2 protein-coding genes and 1 pseudogene are annotated in these 3,749 nt (G+C 35.0%); all 3 read right to left on the reverse strand.

Going from position 1 to position 3,749, the window contains the following annotated elements; all coding sequences use genetic code 11:
- Positions 1 to 129: 129 nt before the first annotated feature.
- Positions 130 to 291 (reverse strand): hypothetical protein, encoded by a 162-nt coding sequence (locus FOT98_RS32595; RefSeq protein WP_000369764.1) that lies wholly within the window; start codon positions 289 to 291, stop codon positions 130 to 132.
- A 134-nt stretch (positions 292 to 425) separates the two neighbouring features.
- The gene (locus tag FOT98_RS28260) at positions 426 to 2,777 is read right to left on the reverse strand and encodes a hypothetical protein (RefSeq protein ID WP_000695233.1); all 2,352 of its coding nucleotides are present in this window, start codon (positions 2,775 to 2,777) and stop codon (positions 426 to 428) included.
- 117 nt (positions 2,778 to 2,894) lie between these two features.
- Positions 2,895 to 3,749, reverse strand: a pseudogene (locus FOT98_RS28265) (S-layer homology domain-containing protein); the annotation flags it as partial.

Genomic DNA, 3,749 nt, shown 5'->3' on the forward strand with positions numbered 1-3,749 from the left:
TTGGAGCATCTCGTCTTCTTTAGTTTATGCAAAAACTATTGTTATAATACTTCTACACTTATTATAACATCAACTATTGTACATGTCATGCAGATTTAACCGCAATAGTTGATAAAAAAGACATTATTATTAAAACGAAATCAATTTTGTTCCCGTTTCAAAATACTTTGCAGGAGCATAACTTGTCCCATTCCGATCCTGAAATTCACTTCCAATATATAGCGAGATAATCATTGCGATAACTCCAATAAAAATCGTTCGTTTCATACGCTGTTTTTTATTATTATCCATTCGAAAATTCTCCTTTCTACGTAAAAAAGGCACACCTCATTAAGGGATGTGCCTTTGGTTTATCCATTCAGCTACTAGTTTAAGAAGGATTATATACTTTTTATCGATTCAACTAATTATATAATACTATTTAACTAATTTTTATTCTTCATGTAGTACCAGTTTGATAAGTCTGTAATTATGTGTTCTTTTCCAACCCAGTTCCATCCAGGCGTTTGTACAGGGAATGGGAGGTCTGCAAGCACCCTTCTCTTCTTAAAGTCATCATACGCGACACCTTTAATTTCTACCTCATTTGTCAGGCACAAGCTCATTTCATTCACACCGGCAGGATTTGTCTCCACATTGAAAGAATACTTCCCATCTTTCGTCTTTAATGGTGCATACCATTTTTGTCCACCATCAATAATTTTCTCTTGTCCATCCCAATATAAAGACTTAGTTGGTCTTTTACTATCAAAGACATGTCCCGTTATTTCAGACAAATACATATTTTTAGGTAAGAATTTTGATGTTACGCCATTATTAGAAACACTCTCTAAATCATATGTTGTTTTTAGTCCTTCATCTGCAAATGGATACTGTGCCGTTGCTTTTGTAAATACACCTGGATAATTGGCATTCCAATCATTTTTGTATTTCCCATTAACTTCATAAGAAAAACCATACCCAGCATGGAGCTTAGATGGTGCTAAATTATCAATACTTCCACTTAATGTTTCATAGAACATTTCTCCCACTGTATCCTCTTTTGACACACGTTCACTTACTGTTTCTACCACACCTTTTACACTCGTTACTCCGCACATCCCTTTTTCATGAGATGGTGTATAGATAGCTGTTTTAATAGGATTATTTTTGTATGTGGTTTCTTCTATATCTAGACGGTTACCAGCAGGGTTAATTTCTGCCTGAATTGTTCCTTTCCCCTGATGTTGCCAGCCAAGGTTCAAGGTTTTCTTTTCTCCCTCAGTTAACCTTACCTGTTGTGACGCTACTTGTTGTCCGTTATGCTTGAGCACGACTACTGTTTCAGGATTTGCATATTTTGCTTCTAATGAATCTAACTTTTTAATTTTATTTTTCTCTTTTTCTAGTTTCTGTCTTGCTGTATCTAGTCTACTTGCAGCATCGTCTAATCTATTTTCTTCCCAAGAACAGTCTCTATCAATGTAGTAATCATTGCCTTTTTCATCTTTCTCATGAATTGGATTACGACGACAATAACTCAAACTAGACTGTGCACTGTCCCTACCTGATTCAGCGCTATATACTTCCTGTTGAGATTTATTAATATTATTATTCACCTTTGCTCTATATTGGTCACGTTCCGGTTTAAAATTATCACGTGATACATCTATTCTTGTTTTTATATTCTTTCCTTCTCTTGCTGTTTCTCCTTCAATTCGGTCAGCAGAGAAATCAATTTTATATTTAAAATCATCTTCATCACCTGGATCTGGATTAGGTGTTACTTCTGTACCACAGTTTCCATCTACAATGAAATCAACTGTTTTCTCATTTGAATCCCTTTGAACTCCATCAATAATTTTTAATTTTGCCGTATATCGACCACACATCTGAGGTTGCCAACTTATATCTTCTTTCGTAAATCGTCCTGCATCACCTTCATTTGGTTTTTGATTATCTTTTTGTGGCGTTGAGCGCAAGTAATTTTCTTGATGATGCACTTTTTCACCATTTTTAGTGATATCCAACAGCCATTTCACACGATTCCGTTCACCCGCTATCGATGAATAAGGGTTACCTATATCGAGTTTGGGACCACGTTCTGTATATCCTTTATCTTTACTTACGTACTCGAAACCGTTAAATGTAAACTTAACAGGTGTATCCTTCTTACCATTAGAAGCTTTAAAATCTTTTATTTCAGGTTTACTAGATCGTACATACCATAGGTTATATTTATTTATTCCATTTACGCCGCCAGCACCTGCATATCCACCAGAAAGGTAAGCTATATCACGAATCCAGTAAAATGCTCCATAATTCTCAGAACCTGTATTATTAAAAATGACATGACTGTTTATATTATCTAAAACAAATTTAGGATTTCCCCAATATTTATCAGATATAACACCATTATTCACTCTTTCGATTTCTGTAACCATCCGATCTCCCACTGTGACAGCCTTATTCCAATAACCATCGTTTGAAATCCGCACAAAAGGCTCACTTAGGTCTTCTCTTTGTACCAAGTTTGCTTGTGGGTTTTCAAAACTAAAAGAACCATTGTAAACAGCCGGATAGTGAAGGTCTCCTTTGTACGCTAAATCTATACCAGGTGGTGCATAATCTCTTCCAAATCGATAGAATTTACCTTGCATTTGTAAATCTTTTGACTTAAGAAACTTATCCTCATTTCCATTCAGAAAAGGTACATCGGCATTTTTTGCCTCGACCATTGTAGGCATCGCTAATAAAACAGAAGTACAAACCAACAGTAGTTTACTTTTTATTTTCATTATTTTCCCCCCTAAAACATAAAAAAGGACAAACCTGTACCATTGGTTAGGTACGTAAGGTTTGTCCTTCACGCATATCATTTGTTTATCTTATTATAATTATAAATTATTATATCATTATTTAGAATGAACGTCTACATACATTGTGTGATCAGCCATAGATTGTCCAATGCGAATTTTATAGTTTCCTTTTTCATAGTTGTTTATTTTTCGTGCATCAACCGTTTCTTGAATTTCCTTATCTAGATTTAAGCCACTTAGTAAAGTAGTCCATTGTTTCGCTAATTCAACAGTCGCTTTGTTGTTATCTAGGAAATATATTTTAAAATCACCTGAACTTCCAACTACAGAAAATTGTGCTCCAATAGAACCTTCTGGTAGATACATATTACTATCTAATAAATCAATAGAACCACCAATCTCTTTATATTTTAAGCTTGTACTATAGGTACTATTAATATCTTTGATGATACTCTGAGCTTCACTAGATACTTGTTTCTGTACTATTGGGTTTTTTAATGCTTCTGGATAATAAACCAATTTCTCATTTGCTAAACTAGCATCTAAGCCTGCTGGTACTTCTGGCTTTGTCTCTGGCTTAGTTTCAGGTTTTTCCTCTGGTTTTGTTTCAGGTTTTGGATCTGGTTTCACTTCTGGTTTTTCCTCTGGTTTTGTTTCAGGTTTTGGATCTGGTTTCACTTCTGGTTTTTCCTCTGGTTTTGTTTCAGGTTTTGGATCTGGCTTTACTTCTGGTTTTTCCTCTGGTTTTGTTTCAGGTTTTGGATCTGGTTTCACTTCTGGTTTCACTTCTGGTTTTTCTTCTGGCTTTGTTTCAGGCTTTGTTTCAGGTTTTGGATCTGGCTTCACTTCTGGCTTAGTCTCTTTTTCTACTGCATTAATAGAGTTATATAAGAACTGGCTATATTGTTCACGAGTTACATGTGCATATGGTGAATACATTTTACCTCCTGT

It is taken from the genome of Bacillus sp. HY001, from assembly GCF_007558965.1.
Lineage (GTDB): Bacteria > Bacillota > Bacilli > Bacillales > Bacillaceae_G > Bacillus_A > Bacillus_A mobilis.